The organism is Agrobacterium sp. NPDC089420 (assembly GCF_044900305.1).
In the GTDB taxonomy this organism is placed as follows: Bacteria; Pseudomonadota; Alphaproteobacteria; order Rhizobiales; family Rhizobiaceae; genus Agrobacterium.
The window spans coordinates 163053-178182 of the sequence record NZ_JBJDMY010000001.1 but is presented as its reverse complement, the minus strand read 5'-3'; the positions used below and the strand labels follow the sequence as shown (position 1 = coordinate 178182).

Annotated in this window: 28 protein-coding genes; all 28 read left to right on the top strand. The window is 58.6% G+C overall.

From position 1 onward, the window contains the following. Positions 1-63 precede the first annotated feature (63 nt). Entirely contained in the window at positions 64-372 is a 309-nt protein-coding gene (gene rpsJ, locus ACI2KA_RS00915; protein WP_003507767.1) for a 30S ribosomal protein S10, read from the top strand. 168 nt (positions 373-540) lie between these two features. Further along, complete coding sequence (rplC, locus tag ACI2KA_RS00910; RefSeq protein WP_004442604.1) at positions 541-1182, top strand: 50S ribosomal protein L3; 642 nt, start codon at positions 541-543, stop codon at positions 1180-1182. A gap of 12 nt (positions 1183-1194) precedes the next feature. After that, positions 1195-1815 (top strand): 50S ribosomal protein L4, encoded by a 621-nt coding sequence (rplD, locus tag ACI2KA_RS00905; protein ID WP_003495173.1) that lies wholly within the window; start codon positions 1195-1197, stop codon positions 1813-1815. Next, the gene (locus tag ACI2KA_RS00900; protein ID WP_003521003.1) at positions 1812-2105 is read left to right on the top strand and encodes a 50S ribosomal protein L23; all 294 of its coding nucleotides are present in this window, start codon (positions 1812-1814) and stop codon (positions 2103-2105) included. Before rplD ends, ACI2KA_RS00900 begins: the two co-directional genes overlap by 4 nt. Positions 2106-2148: 43 nt before the next feature. Then, positions 2149-2985 (top strand): 50S ribosomal protein L2, encoded by an 837-nt coding sequence (gene rplB, locus ACI2KA_RS00895; protein ID WP_003521004.1) that lies wholly within the window; start codon positions 2149-2151, stop codon positions 2983-2985. Positions 2986-3000: 15 nt separating this feature from the next. Continuing rightward, on the top strand, positions 3001-3279 hold the full coding sequence (rpsS, locus tag ACI2KA_RS00890; protein ID WP_003507772.1) for a 30S ribosomal protein S19: 279 nt from the start codon (positions 3001-3003) through the stop codon (positions 3277-3279). 2 nt (positions 3280-3281) lie between these two features. Further along, on the top strand, positions 3282-3671 hold the full coding sequence (gene rplV / locus ACI2KA_RS00885; RefSeq protein ID WP_003495184.1) for a 50S ribosomal protein L22: 390 nt from the start codon (positions 3282-3284) through the stop codon (positions 3669-3671). Further along, positions 3671-4402: a 30S ribosomal protein S3 gene (gene rpsC / locus ACI2KA_RS00880; RefSeq protein WP_003495188.1), complete on the top strand. Its 732-nt coding sequence runs from the start codon at positions 3671-3673 to the stop codon at positions 4400-4402. The genes rplV and rpsC overlap by 1 nt, the downstream gene beginning before the upstream one ends. 38 nt (positions 4403-4440) lie before the next feature. Continuing rightward, entirely contained in the window at positions 4441-4854 is a 414-nt protein-coding gene (gene rplP, locus ACI2KA_RS00875; RefSeq protein ID WP_003495190.1) for a 50S ribosomal protein L16, read from the top strand. A gap of 12 nt (positions 4855-4866) precedes the next feature. Next, a complete protein-coding gene (gene rpmC, locus ACI2KA_RS00870) occupies positions 4867-5067 on the top strand; it encodes a 50S ribosomal protein L29 (protein ID WP_003495193.1) in 201 nt (66 codons plus the stop codon). Between the two features lie 11 nt (positions 5068-5078). Further along, entirely contained in the window at positions 5079-5315 is a 237-nt protein-coding gene (rpsQ, locus tag ACI2KA_RS00865; protein WP_003495195.1) for a 30S ribosomal protein S17, read from the top strand. 235 nt (positions 5316-5550) lie between these two features. Continuing rightward, on the top strand, positions 5551-5919 hold the full coding sequence (gene rplN, locus ACI2KA_RS00860; protein WP_003495199.1) for a 50S ribosomal protein L14: 369 nt from the start codon (positions 5551-5553) through the stop codon (positions 5917-5919). 12 nt (positions 5920-5931) lie between these two features. Continuing rightward, a complete protein-coding gene (gene rplX, locus ACI2KA_RS00855; RefSeq protein ID WP_003521006.1) occupies positions 5932-6240 on the top strand; it encodes a 50S ribosomal protein L24 in 309 nt (102 codons plus the stop codon). After that, entirely contained in the window at positions 6233-6787 is a 555-nt protein-coding gene (gene rplE, locus ACI2KA_RS00850) for a 50S ribosomal protein L5 (RefSeq protein ID WP_003495201.1), read from the top strand. The genes rplX and rplE overlap by 8 nt, the downstream gene beginning before the upstream one ends. Before the next feature lie 33 nt (positions 6788-6820). Further along, complete coding sequence (gene rpsN, locus ACI2KA_RS00845) at positions 6821-7126, top strand: 30S ribosomal protein S14 (protein ID WP_400813424.1); 306 nt, start codon at positions 6821-6823, stop codon at positions 7124-7126. Between the two features lie 12 nt (positions 7127-7138). After that, positions 7139-7537 carry a 30S ribosomal protein S8 gene (rpsH, locus tag ACI2KA_RS00840; protein WP_004442588.1) on the top strand — a complete coding sequence of 133 codons (399 nt, stop codon included), beginning with the start codon at positions 7139-7141 and terminating at the stop codon, positions 7535-7537. A 43-nt stretch (positions 7538-7580) separates the two neighbouring features. Next, the gene (rplF, locus tag ACI2KA_RS00835) at positions 7581-8114 is read left to right on the top strand and encodes a 50S ribosomal protein L6 (RefSeq protein WP_003495204.1); all 534 of its coding nucleotides are present in this window, start codon (positions 7581-7583) and stop codon (positions 8112-8114) included. Positions 8115-8126: 12 nt separating this feature from the next. Further along, the gene (gene rplR / locus ACI2KA_RS00830) at positions 8127-8489 is read left to right on the top strand and encodes a 50S ribosomal protein L18 (protein ID WP_269340884.1); all 363 of its coding nucleotides are present in this window, start codon (positions 8127-8129) and stop codon (positions 8487-8489) included. Between the two features lie 119 nt (positions 8490-8608). Further along, positions 8609-9178, top strand: coding sequence for a 30S ribosomal protein S5 (gene rpsE / locus ACI2KA_RS00825; RefSeq protein ID WP_035224070.1), 570 nt, complete (start codon positions 8609-8611; stop codon positions 9176-9178). A gap of 11 nt (positions 9179-9189) precedes the next feature. Beyond that, entirely contained in the window at positions 9190-9396 is a 207-nt protein-coding gene (rpmD, locus tag ACI2KA_RS00820; protein ID WP_003495212.1) for a 50S ribosomal protein L30, read from the top strand. A 16-nt stretch (positions 9397-9412) separates the two neighbouring features. After that, positions 9413-9892, top strand: a complete 480-nt coding sequence (gene rplO, locus ACI2KA_RS00815; protein WP_003521009.1) for a 50S ribosomal protein L15 — start codon at positions 9413-9415, stop codon at positions 9890-9892. 217 nt (positions 9893-10109) lie between these two features. Continuing rightward, positions 10110-10277, top strand: coding sequence for a hypothetical protein (locus ACI2KA_RS00810; protein WP_404498378.1), 168 nt, complete (start codon positions 10110-10112; stop codon positions 10275-10277). Then, positions 10222-11562: a preprotein translocase subunit SecY gene (gene secY, locus ACI2KA_RS00805; RefSeq protein WP_404498376.1), complete on the top strand. Its 1341-nt coding sequence runs from the start codon at positions 10222-10224 to the stop codon at positions 11560-11562. The genes ACI2KA_RS00810 and secY overlap by 56 nt, the downstream gene beginning before the upstream one ends. Beyond that, on the top strand, positions 11559-12149 hold the full coding sequence (locus ACI2KA_RS00800) for an adenylate kinase (RefSeq protein WP_269340890.1): 591 nt from the start codon (positions 11559-11561) through the stop codon (positions 12147-12149). Before secY ends, ACI2KA_RS00800 begins: the two co-directional genes overlap by 4 nt. A 303-nt stretch (positions 12150-12452) precedes the next feature. Continuing rightward, positions 12453-12821 carry a 30S ribosomal protein S13 gene (gene rpsM, locus ACI2KA_RS00795; RefSeq protein WP_003516122.1) on the top strand — a complete coding sequence of 123 codons (369 nt, stop codon included), beginning with the start codon at positions 12453-12455 and terminating at the stop codon, positions 12819-12821. 137 nt (positions 12822-12958) lie between these two features. Continuing rightward, a complete protein-coding gene (gene rpsK / locus ACI2KA_RS00790; protein ID WP_003495225.1) occupies positions 12959-13348 on the top strand; it encodes a 30S ribosomal protein S11 in 390 nt (129 codons plus the stop codon). A 195-nt stretch (positions 13349-13543) separates the two neighbouring features. Beyond that, entirely contained in the window at positions 13544-14554 is a 1011-nt protein-coding gene (locus tag ACI2KA_RS00785) for a DNA-directed RNA polymerase subunit alpha (protein ID WP_003495228.1), read from the top strand. A 118-nt stretch (positions 14555-14672) separates the two neighbouring features. Continuing rightward, positions 14673-15098: a 50S ribosomal protein L17 gene (gene rplQ / locus ACI2KA_RS00780; RefSeq protein WP_080790406.1), complete on the top strand. Its 426-nt coding sequence runs from the start codon at positions 14673-14675 to the stop codon at positions 15096-15098. Positions 15099-15130 lie beyond the last annotated feature (32 nt).

The window sequence follows — 15130 nt, the reverse complement described above, 5'->3', positions numbered from 1 at the left end:
ATCAATAGAAGTTCATGTGTTTCCGCGTGCGGAAACGAATAACAAAGAACAAGGACAAGACGAATGAACGGCCAGAATATCCGTATCCGCCTCAAGGCGTTCGATCACCGGATCCTCGATGCCTCTACCCGTGAAATCGTGTCGACCGCAAAGCGCACCGGCGCCAGCGTTCGCGGCCCGGTTCCGCTCCCCACCCGCATCGAAAAGTTTACCGTCAACCGCTCTCCCCACGTTGATAAGAAGAGCCGTGAACAGTTCGAAATGCGGACGCACAAGCGTCTTCTCGATATCGTTGACCCCACCCCGCAGACTGTCGATGCTCTGATGAAGCTCGACCTCGCTGCTGGCGTTGACGTGGAAATCAAGCTCTAAGACCCGGCCCGATCCATCCAAGGTGAGGGCTGAAATAACAAGGAAGGTACGTGGAGCGATCCAACGACTTCCAAACCGGAGACCGGAAACATCGTGAGATGTCGAAGGGCACTCCTTAACAAAGGCCAGAGAGGGTTTTCCCTTCAAGGCTCGCAAGAGGATGAACCAATGCGTTCAGGTGTGATTGCACAGAAAGTGGGTATGACACGCGTCTATAACGACGCAGGTGAACATATCCCCGTAACAGTATTGCGACTGGATAACGTACAAGTCGTTGCCCAGCGCACGGAAGACAAGAATGGCTATACCGCAGTTCAGCTCGGTGCCGGCCAGTCCAAGGTCAAGAACACGACGAAGGCGCTTCGCGGTCATTTTGCCGCTGCCAATGTCGAACCGAAAGCCAAGCTCGTCGAATTCCGGGTTTCCCCCGAGAACCTGATCGACATCGGTGCAACACTGACCGCAAATCATTTTCAGACCGGCCAGCTGGTCGATGTCACCGGAACCACGATCGGTAAGGGTTTCGCCGGTGCTATGAAGCGTCACAACTTCGGTGGTGGCCGCGCTTCGCACGGTAACTCGATCTCGCACCGTGCACACGGTTCGACCGGTTCCAACCAGGATCCGGGTCGCGTCTGGAAGGGCAAGCGCATGGCTGGTCACATGGGCCAGACGCGCGTTACGACCCAGAACCTCGAAGTCGTTTCGACTGATGAAGACCGTGGCCTCATCCTCGTGAAGGGTGCTGTTCCCGGTTCGAAGGGTTCCTGGATCATCGTCCGCGACGCCGTCAAGTCGGCTGCGAAGTAAGGGAGCCTTATCATGGAATTGAACGTCAAGACCCTCGAGGGAAAAGACGCCGGCAAGGTTTCTCTGTCGGATGAGATCTTCGGCCTCGACCCCCGCCAGGACATCCTGGCCCGCATGGTTCGCTGGCAGCTTGCAAAGAAGCAGCAGGGAACCCACAAGTCCAAGAACCGGTCGGAAGTTTCCCGCACCGGCGCGAAGATGTACAAGCAGAAGGGTACGGGCCGCGCTCGTCACCATTCGGCTCGCGCACCGCAGTTCCGCGGCGGCGGCAAGGCCCACGGCCCGGTCGTTCGCAGCCACGCCCATGACCTTCCCAAGAAGGTTCGTGCGCTTGCCCTGCGTCACGCCCTGTCTGCAAAGCTGAAGGCTGAAGAACTGATCATCGTCGATCAGCTCGTCGCATCCGAAGCAAAGACCAAGGCTCTGCTGGGCAGCTTCGCTTCGCTTGGCCTGACCAACGCTCTCGTCATCGGCGGCGCCGAACTTGATGGCAACTTCAAGCTCGCAGCCCAGAACATCCCGAACGTGGACGTTCTGCCGGTACAGGGCATCAATGTTTACGACATCCTGCGCCGTGGCAAGCTGGTGCTTTCCAAGGCTGCTGTAGAGGCTCTGGAGGAGCGGTTCAAATGACGGATCTTCGCCACTACGATGTGATCGTATCTCCTTCGATCACGGAAAAGTCGACGCTGGTCTCCGAACAGAACCAGGTCGTATTCAACGTCGCCAAGAATGCTTCCAAGCCTGAAATCAAGGCTGCCGTGGAAGCTCTCTTCGGCGTCAAAGTCACGGCTGTGAACACGCTTATCCGCAAGGGTAAGACCCGTCGTTTCCGTGGGTTCGCCGGTAAGCTGAAGGACGTCAAGAAAGCCGTCGTCACGCTCGCCGAAGGTCAATCCATCGACGTGTCCACCGGACTCTAAAGGTTAGGCCCAAGCGGGCAAAGACCCAAAAGGGAACAAGAAAATGGCATTGAAAAGTTTCAATCCGACCACGCCGAGCCAGCGCCAGCTGGTTATCGTGGACCGCGCTTCGCTCTACAAGGGCAAGCCGGTAAAGGCTCTCACCCAGGGCCTCAGCTCCAAGGGTGGCCGCAACAACCAGGGCCGGATCACCGTCCGGTTCCAGGGTGGCGGTCACAAGCGGACCTACCGTCTGGTTGACTTCAAGCGTCGCAAGTTCGACGTTGAAGGCACCGTTGAGCGTCTGGAATACGACCCCAACCGCACCGCGTTCATCGCGCTGGTTACGTATACCGACGGCGAACAGGCTTACATTCTCGCGCCACAGCGTCTCGCTGCCGGTGACAAGGTGATCGCCTCCGACAAGGCAGTGGACGTGAAGCCCGGCAATACCATGCCGCTTCAGTACATTCCGGTCGGTTCGATCATCCACAACGTCGAGATGAAGCCGGGCAAGGGCGGCCAGATCGCCCGCTCCGCCGGTACGTATGTCCAGCTCGTCGGCCGCGATGCCGGCATGGCCATCCTGCGTCTCAACTCGGGCGAACAGCGTCTGGTGCACGGCTCCTGCCTCGCATCGATCGGCGCTGTTTCGAACTCGGACCACGCCAACATCAACGACGGCAAGGCCGGTCGTTCCCGTTGGCGCGGCAAGCGTCCGCACGTTCGCGGCGTCGTCATGAACCCGGTCGACCACCCGCACGGTGGTGGTGAAGGTCGCACGTCGGGTGGTCGCCACCCGGTTACTCCGTGGGGCAAGCCCACGAAGGGCAAGCGCACCCGTTCGAACAAGTCGACCGACAAGTTCATCATGCGCTCGCGCCATCAGCGTAAGAAGTAAGAGAGGTAGTCACTAATGGCTCGTTCAGTATGGAAAGGTCCGTTTGTTGACGGCTATCTTCTCACCAAGGCTGAGAAGGTGCGCGAGAGCGGACGTAACGAAGTAATCAAGATCTGGAGCCGTCGCTCCACGATCCTGCCGCAGTTCGTTGGTCTGACCTTCGGCGTCTACAACGGCAGCAAGCATGTGCCCGTCTCCGTCAACGAAGACATGGTCGGACACAAGTTCGGTGAATTCTCTCCGACCCGTACCTATTACGGTCACGGCGCGGACAAGAAGGCAAAGAGGAAGTAATCATGGCGAAGGCTAAGACCGAACGCCGGCTGAAGGACAATGAGGCTCAGGCCATTGCCCGTACGCTCCGCGTCAGCCCCCAGAAACTGAACCTGGTTGCCGCTCTTATCCGTGGCAAGAAGGTTGATCGCGCTCTCGCCGAGCTCGAATTCTCCCGCAAGCGTATTGCAGGCACCGTCAAGAAGACGCTCGAATCTGCCATTGCCAATGCGGAAAACAACCACGACCTCGACGTCGACGCTCTCGTCGTCGCCGAGGCCTATGTTGGCAAGTCCATCACCATGAAGCGTTTCCACGCTCGTGGCCGTGGTCGTGCTTCCCGCATCGAAAAGCCGTTCTCTCACCTCACGATCGTTGTTCGTGAAGTCGAGGAAAAAGGGGAGGCCGCATAATGGGTCAGAAAATCAATCCGATCGGCTTCCGCCTCGGCATCAACCGTACCTGGGACAGCCGCTGGTACGCTGACACCGCAGAATACGGCAAGCTTCTGCATGAAGACCTGAAGATCCGGGCTTACCTGATCAAGGAACTCAAGCAGGCCGGCATCGCCAAGGTCGTCATCGAGCGTCCGCACAAGAAGTGCCGCGTCACGATCCACTCGGCTCGCCCGGGTCTGATCATCGGCAAGAAGGGTGCAGACATCGAGAAGCTTCGCAAGAAGCTTTCCGAAATGACCAACTCCGAAACGCACCTCAACATCGTTGAAGTGCGCAAGCCGGAAATCGACGCGACGCTGGTTGCCCAGTCGATCGCCCAGCAGCTCGAGCGCCGCGTGGCTTTCCGCCGTGCGATGAAGCGTGCTGTTCAGTCCGCAATGCGTCTTGGCGCCGAAGGCATCAAGATCACCTGCGGCGGCCGTCTCGGCGGCGCCGAAATCGCTCGTACCGAATGGTACCGCGAAGGTCGCGTTCCGCTGCACACGCTGCGTGCGGACATCGACTACGGCACGGCTGAAGCTGAAACCGCATTCGGCATTTGCGGCATCAAGGTCTGGATCTTCAAGGGCGAAATCCTTGAGCACGATCCGATGGCTTCTGAGCGTCGCGGTCTCGAAGGCGACGCACAGGGCCCTGCAAGCCGTGAGCGTGGCGATCGTCCTGATCGTCGTCGCGAAAACGCTTGATTGACGCTGGCGAAAGATAAGCTCGGAGAAGTAAGAAAATGTTGCAGCCAAAGCGTACTAAGTACCGTAAGCAGTTCAAGGGACGCATCAAGGGCGTCGCCAAGGGCGGCTTTGACCTGGCATTCGGTGAATTCGGCTTGAAGTCGCAGGAACCGAACCGCGTGAATGCACGCGAGATCGAAGCGGCCCGCCGCGCGATCACGCGTTACATGAAGCGCGCAGGTCGTGTGTGGATCCGCGTATTCCCCGACGTTCCGGTAACGGCCAAGCCGACCGAAGTTCGTATGGGTAAGGGCAAGGGTTCGGTCGATTACTGGGCATGCAAGGTCAAGCCCGGTCGTATGATGTTCGAGATCGACGGTGTGTCCGAGGAGATCGCCCGCGAGGCGCTTCGTCTCGGCGCTGCCAAGCTCTCGGTCAAGACGCGCTTCGTACAGCGCATCGCAGAGTAAGGAGCAAGGCACATGAAAGCCGATGAAGTTCGCGGCCTCAGCGCCGACCAGCTCAAGGACAAGCTCGCCGATCTGAAGAAGGAGCAGTTCAACCTGCGCTTCCAGAAGGCGACAGGCCAGCTGGAGAAGTCCTCGCGCATCAACGAAGTCCGCAAGGATATCGCCCGCGTTAAAACCATTGCCCGCCAGAAGGCGGCAGAAGCCAAGGCCTAAGGAAGAATAATATGCCGAAACGCATTCTGCAGGGCGTCGTAGTGTCCGACAAGAACGAGAAGACTGTCGTGGTCCGGGTTGAGCGCCGATTCGCTCACCCGCTGCTTCAGAAGACCGTTCGTCGTTCGAAGAAGTACAAGGCACACGACGAAAACAATCAGTATAAGGTCGGCGATGTCGTTTCCATCGAGGAATGCGCACCGATCTCCAAGGACAAGCGCTGGACGGTCGTTTCCGCCCAGGCTTAATTTCATCAGAATCGCGCCAGGTCTCTTGAACTTGGCGTGAATTCCTGTATGAAGCAGCGCAAGGACGCTCGTGACCCGGGCGTCTTTTGCTTTGATGCGCACGGAAGGTCCTTTTAGGAAACCACCCTGTCACGACATTTCCGCGCAAAAAAAGAGATATTCATAAGCTGGGGCAGGGGGCTCGCTCGGGAGAGTTTGCCCAACCGTTCCGGTAACAACAAGAAGGCGACCTGACATGATTCAGATGCAAACAAACCTCGACGTGGCGGATAATTCCGGCGCACGTCGTGTCATGTGCATCAAGGTGCTGGGCGGCTCGAAGCGCAAATATGCTTCTGTTGGCGACATTATTGTCGTTTCCATCAAGGAAGCTATTCCGCGCGGCCGCGTCAAGAAGGGCGACGTGATGAAGGCGGTTGTCGTGCGCACCGCCAAGGACATCCGCCGCGCTGACGGCAGCGTCATCCGTTTCGATAACAACGCAGCCGTTCTTATCGACAACAAGAAAGAGCCCATCGGCACCCGTATCTTCGGACCGGTTCCGCGCGAACTTCGCGCCAAGAACCACATGAAGATCATCTCGCTGGCTCCGGAAGTACTGTAAGGAGCAATTGCGATGCAGAAGATTCGTAAAGGCGACAAGGTTGTCGTATTGACCGGTAAGGACAAGGGCCGTACCGGCGAAGTAATCCAGGTTTTGCCGAAGGAAGACCGGGCCGTTGTGCGTGGCGTCAACATGGTGAAGCGTCACCAGCGCCAGACCCAGGCCCAGGAAGCCGGCATCATCAACAAGGAAGCATCCTTGCACATCTCCAACATCGCCATCGTCGACAAGGATGGTAAGCCGACCCGCGTTGGCTTCTCGGTTGTGGATGGCAAGAAGGTCCGCGTGGCCAAGCGTTCGGGAGAAGTGATCGATGGCTGATAAGTACGAGCCGCGTCTCAAGACGGAATACGTTTCCCGTATCCGTGGCGCCATGCAGGAGAAGTTCTCCTACGCGAACGTCATGATGATCCCGAAGCTTGAAAAGATCGTGATCAACATGGGCGTCGGCGAAGCGACCGCCGATTCCAAGAAGCCCACGATTGCTGCCGGTGACCTGGCTGCGATTGCCGGCCAGAAGCCGGTCGTTACCCGCGCTCGCAACTCGATCGCAGGTTTCAAGGTTCGCGAAGGCATGCCGATCGGTGCGAAGGTTACCCTTCGTGGCGCCCGCATGTACGAATTCCTTGATCGTCTGGTCAACATCGCGCTGCCGCGCGTTCGCGACTTCCGGGGCCTGAACCCGAAGAGCTTTGACGGCCGTGGCAACTTCGCCATGGGCATCAAGGAACACATTGTGTTCCCTGAGATCAACTACGATAAGGTTGATCAGATGTGGGGCATGGACATCATCGTTTGCACGACGGCGACGTCGGACGACGAAGCTCGGGCTCTGCTGACAGAGTTCAACTTCCCGTTCCGTCACTAACCGTAACGACGAGCGTAGAAAAGGAACTCCGATATGGCGAAAACAAGCGCAGTTGAAAAGAACAAGCGCCGCCGCAAGTCGGTCGCCCAGCAGGCCGCCAAGCGCGCCGCACTGAAGGCGATCGTGATGAACCAGTCCCTTCCGATCGAAGAGCGGTTCAAGGCCACCCTGAAGCTCGCTTCGCTGCCGCGTGACGGCTCGAAGACGCGTATCCGCAACCGCTGCGAAGTAACGGGCCGTCCGCGCGCGTTCTATCGCAAACTCAAGATGTCGCGTATCGCGCTTCGTGAGCTGGGCAATTCCGGCAAGGTGCCGGGCATTGTCAAGTCGAGCTGGTAAGGAGACGGGCACATGACCATGACTGATCCTTTGGGTGATATGCTCACCCGCATCCGCAATGGTGCTGCTCGCCGCAAGTCTTCGGTAAGCACGCCTGCTTCCAGCCTGCGCGCACGCGTTCTCGACGTGCTGCAGTCTGAAGGCTACATCCGCGGTTATTCCAAGGTCGATTTTGAAAACGGCAAGTCCGAATTCACCATCGAGCTGAAGTACTACGAAGGCGCGTCGGTGATCCGTGAGATCGGCCGCGTGTCCAAGCCGGGCCGCCGGGTTTATGTCTCGGTAAAGTCCATTCCGCAGGTCGCGAACGGCCTCGGCATCACCATCCTTTCGACCCCGAAGGGCGTGATGGCCGATCACCAGGCTCGCGAACAGAACGTTGGTGGCGAGGTTCTTTGCTCGGTCTTCTAAGACCCGAGCAAGGATCTCCATAACGAACAGACAGGATTGAATAATGTCTCGTATCGGTAAAAAGCCCGTTCCGGTTCCCGCAGGTGTGACGGCCAATGTCGACGGCCAGAAGGTCACTGCGAAGGGCCCGAAGGGCGAGCTGTTTTTCGTCGCTAACGACGACATCCAGCTGAAGCTCGAAGATAACGGCGTTTCCGTAACGCCGGCTAACGGCACCAAGGAAGCTCGCTCGAAGTGGGGCATGTCCCGCACGATGATCGAGAACATCTTCAAGGGTGTTAAGGACGGCTACGAGCGGAAGCTCGAAATCAACGGCGTCGGTTACCGTGCCGCCATGCAGGGCAAGAACCTGCAGCTGGCTCTCGGCTTCTCCCACGATGTTGTTTACGAGCCGCCGGTCGGCATCACGATTGCCGTTCCGAAGCCGACGGAAATCATCGTTTCCGGCATCAACAAGCAGCAGGTTGGCCAGGTAGCCGCGGAAATCCGCGAATACCGCGGTCCCGAGCCCTACAAGGGCAAGGGCGTGAAGTACGCTGAAGAGCGTATTGTCCGCAAAGAAGGCAAGAAGAAGTAAGGATCACGCGAAATGGCTAGCAGGAAAGAAGCACTTGCACGTCGCGCGAGCCGTGTGCGCCGCCAGATCAAGGCGGTTGCCAACGGCCGCCCGCGCCTGTCGGTTCATCGCTCGTCGAAGAACATCTACGCCCAGATCATCGATGACGTTGCCGGCAAGACGCTTGCGTCTGCCTCCACGCTCGAAGCCGATCTGCGCGGCTCGCTCAAGACCGGCGCCGACGTTGCAGCAGCAAGCGTTGTTGGCAAGCTGGTTGCCGAGCGCGGCGTCAAGGCTGGCGTCAAGGATGTCGTATTCGACCGTGGCGCGTTCATCTATCACGGCCGCATCAAGGCCCTGGCAGACGCTGCCCGCGAAGGCGGTCTGAACTTCTGATTTTTTTCCGCCCGGACAACGATCCGGGCGGAATTTCACCGGACCATGCGGATCTCGTTCTCGAGGCCGCTGGTCTTTTCGTTTGCCGTTCCACCCGCAAAAGAAAAAGGACAAGGACAATGGCACAGGACAAAAGAGGTTCTCGCGAAGATCGCCAGAACCGCGAAGAGCGCGATAGCGAATTCGTCGACAAGCTGGTCGCGATCAACCGCGTTGCAAAGGTTGTTAAGGGCGGCCGTCGTTTCGGTTTCGCCGCTCTCGTCGTCGTTGGCGACCAGAAGGGCCGCGTCGGCTTCGGTCACGGCAAGGCTCGTGAAGTTCCGGAAGCGATCCGCAAGGCAACCGAAAGCGCAAAGCGCGATCTGATCTTCGTTCCGCTGCGCGATGGCCGCACGCTGCATCACGACGTCAATGGCCGTCACGGCGCAGGCAAGGTTCTGCTGCGTTCGGCCAAGGCCGGTACCGGTATCATCGCCGGTGGTCCGATGCGCGCCGTTTTCGAAACGCTCGGCGTTCATGACGTTGTTGCCAAGTCGACCGGTTCCTCGAACCCGTACAACATGGTTCGCGCCACGTTCGACGCCCTGAAGCATCAGGTTCATCCGAAGGACATCGCTGCACAGCGCGGTCTGAAGTATGCGACCCTTCAGGCTCGCCGTGCTGCTTCCGGCAACGCTTCTGAAGAATAAGGAGCTGGATCATGGCCAAGAAGACTACTGAAGCCAAGAAGACTGTCACGGTCGAGCAGATCGGCAGCCCCATTCGCCGCCCGGCAATCCAGCGTCAGACGCTGGTCGGCCTGGGTCTCAACAAGATGCATCGTCAGCGCACCCTGGAAGACACTCCGGCGGTTCGCGGCATGATCCGCGCGGTCCAGCATCTCGTTCGCGTCGTTGACGAGAAGTGAGACGGAGTAACCTATCATGAAACTCAATGAAATCAGAGACAACGAAGGCGCCTCCAAGGATCGTATCCGCGTAGGTCGCGGTATCGGTTCCGGCAAGGGCAAGACCGGTGGTCGCGGCGTGAAGGGTCAGAAGGCTCGTTCGGGCGTCGCCATCAACGGCTTCGAAGGCGGTCAGATGCCCATCTACCGTCGTCTGCCGAAGCGCGGTTTCAACAACATCTTCGCTTCCGAATATGTTGTCGTATCGCTCGGCCGCATTCAGACCGCCATCGACGCCAAGAAGCTTGACGCTTCCGCAACGATCGATGCCGCTGCTCTCAAGGCTGCCGGCGTTATCCGCCGCGCCAAGGACGGCGTACGCATTCTCGCCGACGGCGAGCTGAAGGCCAAGGTCGCTTTCGAAGTTGCCGGCGCTTCCAAGCCCGCAATCGAAAAGATCGAAAAGGCCGGCGGCTCGATCAAGCTTCTCGCTGTTGCAGCGGAAGCCGCCGAGTAATATATAGACTTCAGACGCCCGGTGCGCATGTCGCTCCGGGCGTTTGCGCTCCCTGGCCACTGGTGTTTTCGATCTAAATCGATTTATAGAGCATCATGGCAATCTCTTCGCGGTGTGCTTTCCAGCCCCGCTTGCGGCAGAAAGTGCTGCAGGGAGAGCCTCACAGTTCTTGAACTTCCGTAGGGGAGGGGATAGGACATAAAAAACAGGGTGAGGCATGATGGCGGCCAAGAGCCGCATTCGTCCGAAGCCCGGTTTTGACCAGTATCTTTTAGACCTTTCCGCATCGGCCGGTGTTGCTGGCTGGCAAGGGTCATTCGGAGAAATTTATGGCTTCAGCAGCGGAACAACTGGCTTCGAACCTGAATTTTTCGACCTTCGCTAAGGCGGAGGATCTGAAAAAGCGTCTCTGGTTTACTCTTGCCGCACTTCTCGTCTACCGTCTCGGCACCCATATTCCGCTTCCGGGCCTGAACCCCGAAGCCTATGCTCAGGCCTTCCGTGGCCAGGCCAACGGTATTCTCGGTCTTTTCAACATGTTTGCGGGCGGCGCCGTCGAGCGCATGGCGATCTTCGCGCTCGGCATCATGCCTTACATCTCCGCTTCGATCATCGTGCAGCTCATGACCTCGGTCGTGCCCTCGCTCGAAGCGTTGAAGAAGGAAGGCGAAGCCGGCCGCAAGATCATCAACCAGTACACCCGCTACGGCACGGTGCTGCTCGGCACGCTGCAGGCCTATGGCATTGCAGTCGGCCTTGAAAGCGGTAACGGCCTCGTGGTCGATCCGGGCTGGTTCTTCCGTATTTCCACCGTCATCACGCTGCTCGGCGGCACGATGTTCCTGATGTGGCTCGGCGAGCAGATCACCTCGCGTGGTATCGGCAACGGTATTTCGCTGATCATCTTCGCGGGCATTGCCGCAGGCCTGCCCAAGGCGCTGGCCGGCACGCTCGAACTCGGCCGCACCGGTGCGCTGTCGACCCCGCTCATCCTGACGGTTGTGGTGGTCGCTATCTGCGTCATCGCGCTCATCGTTTTCGTGGAGCGCGCCCAGCGCCGTCTCCTGATACAATATCCGAAGCGGCAGGTCGGCAACCGGATGTTCCAGGGCGATACCTCGCATCTGCCGCTGAAGCTCAACACGGCCGGCGTCATTCCCGCGATCTTCGCATCGTCGCTGCTGCTCCTGCCGGCAACGGCTGCGGGTTTTGCCGGCAATACCAACCTGCCGAGCTGGGCAACGTCCATCATCGCGTCGCTGCAGCACGGGCAGCCGCTGTTCATGGCGCTCTACGGCCTGCTGATCGCGTTCTTCGCGTTTTTCTACACGGCTATCGTCTTCAATCCGAAGGATACGGCCGATAACCTCAAGAAGCACGGCGGCTTCATTCCGGGCATCCGTCCGGGCGAGCGCACCGCGGAGTATATCGATTACGTCCTGACCCGTATCACGGTCGTCGGAGCGATTTATCTGGTCTTCGTGTGTATCCTTCCTGAGACACTTATCGCACGGACGGGCATTCCGTTAGCCCTTGGTGGTACTTCGCTTTTGATCGTTGTCAGTGTAACTCTTGACACGGTTGCGCAGATTCAGGGTCACCTTATCGCGCAGCAGTATGAAGGGCTGATCAAGAAGTCGAAGTTGCGTGGAGGAAAGAGGGGACGATGAGACTGATATTTTTGGGTCCGCCGGGTGCGGGCAAGGGAACCCAGGCCAAGCGGCTGACGGACAAATACGGGATCCCGCAGCTTTCCACCGGTGACATGCTGCGCGCTGCGGTCAGCGCGGGCACCGAAATCGGCAAGCGCGCCAAGGCCGTCATGGACGCAGGCGGGCTGGTTTCCGACGATATCGTCAATCAGATCGTTTCCGAACGCATCGAAGCAGCTGACTGTGCCAAGGGCTTTATTCTGGACGGCTATCCGCGCACCGTTCCGCAGGCCAAGGCGCTTGCCGACAACATGCGCAAGAAGAATCTGGTCCTTGATGCCGTCATCGAACTGAAGGTCGACGAGGAGGCGTTGATTCGCCGCATCGAAAACCGTGTGGCTGAAACCATTGCCGCCGGCGGCACGGTTCGCTCGGATGACAATCCGGAAGCGTTCCGCAAGCGCCTGACGGAATATCGCGAAAAGACCGCGCCGCTGTCCGCCTATTACAGCGAGCAGGGCGAACTGGTGACGCTGGATGGCATGGCTGATGTCGATGCCGTCACCGAGGCCATCGAGCGCGTTCTCGAGAAAGCCTCTGCCTGATCGAGGGAATGGATGGGTGAGGACTGTTGCGTTCTTGCCCATGTTCCTTTTTCGAAAGGCGGCCGATCCTCTGGATCACAAAAGAATCTTGGCGGAGCCGGTTGCTTTTTTGCGCTGATTCCGTTAAACACCGCGCCAACTCGCGACATCCCAAGCGACTGGCGCGGATTTCCCTGAGGGATGGGAAATCCGGGTTCGGTCGTTTTGACCTGTCACGGACACCAATTTGAACTGGCGGTCTTGTCGGCCGCTCGAATGGAATCACCACTTGCCGGATGGCAACTGGAACCAAGGAGAAGAGACGTGGCACGTATCGCTGGCGTCAATATCCCGACTGCGAAGCGCGTTGTTATTGCGCTGACCTATATTCACGGGATTGGTCCGAAATTCGCGCAGGAAATCATGGACAAGGTTGGCCTGCCGGCTGACAAGCGCGTTCATCAGCTGACGGATGCTGAAGTTCTTCAGATCCGCGAAGCCATTGACCGCGACTACCAGGTCGAAGGCGACCTGCGTCGCGAGACGTCGATGAACATCAAGCGTCTGATGGACCTCGGTTGCTACCGCGGCCTGCGTCACCGTCGTGGCCTTCCGGTCCGCGGCCAGCGCACGCACACCAACGCCCGCACCCGCAAGGGTCCGGCGAAGGCTATCGCTGGTAAGAAGAAGTAATTTTCCGGTTCTCCGGAAAGGGGAGGCTGGTGCGGTCTGCGCCAGCCTTTCTGAGTTTGGCGTGAGGCTCCGGAAGGGCTGATCGCCGGTGTAGCCGCTGGTGTTACGGCGGTGAAGAGATCAATGAAAGGTATAAAATGGCCAAGGAAGCCGCACGCGTCCGTCGTCGCGAACGCAAAAATATCACGTCTGGCGTCGCGCACGTCAACTCGACCTTCAACAACACGATGATCACCATCACCGACGCACAGGGCAACGCCATTGCCTGGTCGTCCGCTGGTGCCAAGGGCTTCAAGGGTTCGCGCAAGTCGACCCCGTTCGCTGCCCAGATCGCTGCTGAAGATTGCGCGAAGAAGGCTCAGGAACACGGCATGAAGTCGCTTGAAGTAGAAGTTTGCGGTCCGGGTTCCGGCCGTGAATCGGCACTTCGCGCCCTGCAGGCTGCCGGTTTCATGATCACTTCCATTCGCGACGTGACGCCGATCCCGCACAATGGTTGCCGTCCGCGCAAGAAGCGCCGCGTCTGACGCGACCGTGGTTCGGAAATTCCGCCTTACCTCCGGTCTGGCGGAATTTTCGTGTATCTGGCGTGTGCGCGTCGATTTCGATCGGCGGACTTGCGCTCAAGAACCCACTGATGAACCACTGAATTCGGTTCCTCTCGGTGTTTTCATGCTCGGTCCGTCACGATTGGATGGTGGCGGCGAACGGAAGGTTTAAAGATGATTCAGAAGAACTGGCAGGAACTTATCAAGCCGAACAAGGTCGAGTTCACCTCGTCCAGCCGCACCAAGGCAACGCTGGTTGCCGAGCCGCTGGAGCGTGGTTTCGGTCTTACCCTCGGCAACGCGCTGCGTCGCGTTCTGTTGTCTTCCCTGCGTGGCGCCGCTGTGACGGCCGTGCAGATCGACGGTGTCCTGCACGAATTCTCCTCCATCCCCGGCGTTCGGGAAGATGTGACGGATATCGTGCTCAACATCAAGGAAATCGCCATCAAGATGGATGGCGACGATTCCAAGCGCATGGTCGTGCGCAAGCAGGGTCCGGGCGCCGTGACCGCTGGTGACATCCAGACGGTTGGCGACATCGAGATCCTGAACCCCGACCACGTGATCTGCACGCTGGACGACGGCGCTGAAATCCGCATGGAATTCACCGTCAACAACGGCAAGGGTTACGTACCGGCTGAGCGCAACCGCGCGGAAGATGCCCCGATCGGCCTCATTCCGGTGGACAGCCTCTATTCTCCGGTCAAGAAAGTGTCCTACAAGGTGGAAAACACCCGTGAAGGTCAGGTTCTCGACTATGACAAGCTGATCATGACGATCGAGACCAACGGTTCGGTTTCCGGCGAAGACGCCGTTGCCTTTGCCGCTCGCATTCTTCAGGACCAGCTGGGCGTCTTCGTCAACTTCGACGAGCCGCAGAAGGAAGCAGAAGAAGAATCGGTTACCGAACTCGCGTTCAACCCGGCGCTTCTCAAGAAGGTCGACGAGCTCGAACTGTCCGTTCGTTCGGCAAACTGCCTGAAGAACGACAACATCGTTTATATCGGCGACCTGATCCAGAAGACCGAAGCCGAAATGCTCCGCACGCCGAACTTTGGTCGCAAGTCGCTGAACGAAATCAAGGAAGTTCTCGCTTCCATGGGTCTGCACCTCGGCATGGAAGTGCCGGCATGGCCGCCTGAGAACATCGAAGATCTCGCCAAGCGTTACGAAGACCAATACTAACAAACAAGAAGGCAGACCTTAAAGACTGCCTTTCCCCGTCAAACAGCAGGTAAGTCACCTGCATGTGCCAGGAAACGGCAGGCCTTAGAGAAGGAACCTGCGAAGAAGGAGAATAGCAATGCGCCACGGTAATTCAGGCCGCAAGCTCAATAGAACCGCCAGCCACCGCAAGGCAATGTTTGCCAACATGGCTGCTTCGCTCATCACCCATGAGCAGATCGTTACCACCCTTCCGAAGGCGAAGGAAATCCGTCCGATCGTCGAGCGTCTCGTGACGCTGGGCAAGCGCGGCGACCTGCACGCTCGTCGTCAGGCCATTTCGCAGATCAAGGATCAGGACGCCGTTCGCAAGCTGTTCGATGCGATCGCTTCGCGTTACGCAACCCGCAATGGCGGCTACCTGCGTATCATGAAGGCCGGCTTCCGCCAGGGCGACAATGCCGCTCTCGCCGTCATTGAATTCGTCGAGCGCGACGTTGACGCCAAGGGCGCAGCCGACAAGGCACGCGTTGCCGCTGAAGCTGCTGCTGCCGAAGCTGCATAAGGTCTGACGCCGTTCAGGCGTCATGAGTTAAA